Here is a 1,707-nt window from a genome sequence, read left to right on the forward strand (position 1 = left end):
AGGCGAGGAAGGCGGCATGGACAGGCGGGCCGACCGGCGCGGCGCAGGGGATTCTGCCCTGATCGACGCCGCGGCCCGCGCGCGTGCGCCACGCCGTGGCCGCTACTGCAGCTTGTAGTCGAGCGTCTTCACGAGCCGGCCGTAGGCGGCGCGCCCGCTCTCCACGCGCAGGCCGAGCGCCTCGGGCGTGCTGGTGGCCGCGGTCACGCCGAGGCTGGCGATCCTCTGCGCGAAGGCCGGCGCATTCACCACCTTGGCGATGGCCGCGTTGTACTGGCGCAGCAGCGCGGCGGGCGTGCCGGCCGGTGCGAACACGGCCGTGAACATCATCTCCTCGAGGCCCGAGATGCCGGCCTCGGCATAGGTCGGCACCTCGGGCAGCCGCGCGATCCGCTCGGGCCCGTTGACCGCGAGCAGGCGCAGCTTGCCGCTCTCGACGTAGGGCAGGATCGCACCCACGCCGCCGATGCCCGCGGGCACCTGGCCGGCCACGAGGTCCTGCACCAGCGGGCCGTCGCCGCGGTAGGGCACGGCCGTCATCGGCGTCGAGAGCGCGCGCCCCAGCACGCCGACCGCGAACTCGGGCCCGCTGCCGGGCGCGGGCACGCCCACGCTGTTCTGGCCGGCATGGGCCTGCGCCCAGGCCGCGAAGCCGCGGATGTCGGTCACGCCCGTGCCGACCACGGCGGGATTGACCGCGAACACGTCGGGGTTCGAAGTCACGAGGCCCACCGGCGCGAAGTCCTTCGCGACATCGAAGCCCGGATTCGCCATCGTCACCGGCACGATGGACACCGTGTGCCCGTTCGAGAGGAACAGCGTGTGGCCGTCGGGCCGCGCGGCCTTGAGCGCCTGCGCCGCGATCTGGCCGCCCGCGCCCGCGCGGTTCTCGACCACCACCGGCCGCGCCAGCTCGGTCTGCAGCCCGGCCGCGAGCTGGCGCGCGATCAGGTCGGTGGAGCCGCCGGCCGGGAAGCCGACCAGGATGCGCAGCGGCGTGGTGTCGGCGAGCGCGAGCGTGCAGCTCGCCATGACCGACGCGGCGACGAGGAGGCGCGCGGCGAGGGCGCGAAGGGAGGCGGGCTTCATGGCGTGCGGGGCGAAGGGGCCGAGTGGAGGGTGGCCGGATTGTTCGGCGCACGCCGCGCGGGCTCAACCGCAAGGACGCCGGATTTGGGCACCGATCGTTCGGCGCCCCCTGCCGTTCAACGCGCGCGCGCCGCGCCCTTCGCCGCCCACTGCGCGAGCATCGCCTCGACCAGTTGCGACACCATCGCGCGCGTGTCCGACCAGGCCATGGTGCGCGTCATGCACGGAAAGGCGATGGTGCCGAACACCGAGGCCAGCAGCGTGTCGGCCGCGAGCCGCGAGGACAGCGGCGGGCGCGGCAGCGTGGCGAAGAAGGCATCGACCGTGTCGTAGTAGAGCTGCAGGCTGTCGACCACCGCGCGCGAGCGGCCGAAGGGCCGGCCCTCGCTGTCGAGCGGTGGCGGCTCGCGCAGGCTGGGTGCCGGGAAGATCTCGAGGAACTCCTCCATGTGCGCGAGCCAGTGGTCGGCGGTGGCCATGAACAGCTTGTGCACGCGCCGCGCGGGATCGCGCGTGCGCGCGATGGCCTGGCGCAGGTGCTCGGTGGCGCTGTCCATGTCGCGGCCGCGGATGTGGAAGAACAGGTCCTGCTGGTCGTGGAAGTACTGGTAGATGCTG

2 protein-coding genes are annotated in these 1,707 nt (G+C 73.6%); both read right to left on the reverse strand.

The window, feature by feature from the left end:
- Positions 1–102 precede the first annotated feature (102 nt).
- Positions 103–1,089, reverse strand: coding sequence for a tripartite tricarboxylate transporter substrate-binding protein (locus AC27VN_RS40710; RefSeq protein WP_490880397.1), 987 nt, complete (start codon positions 1,087–1,089; stop codon positions 103–105).
- 116 nt (positions 1,090–1,205) lie between these two features.
- Positions 1,206–1,707, reverse strand: a 502-nt coding sequence (locus tag AC27VN_RS40715; protein ID WP_490880398.1) for a hypothetical protein, incomplete at its 5' end; no start/stop codon positions are given.

The organism is Variovorax sp. 20P10.2.4 (assembly GCF_058244205.1).

Bases quoted from the DNA above. Each gene is read 5' to 3' on its own strand.
- AC27VN_RS40710 (WP_490880397.1), bottom strand. From the start codon at position 1,089: ATGAAGCCCGCCTCCCTTCGCGCCCTCGCCGCGCGCCTCCTCGTCGCC.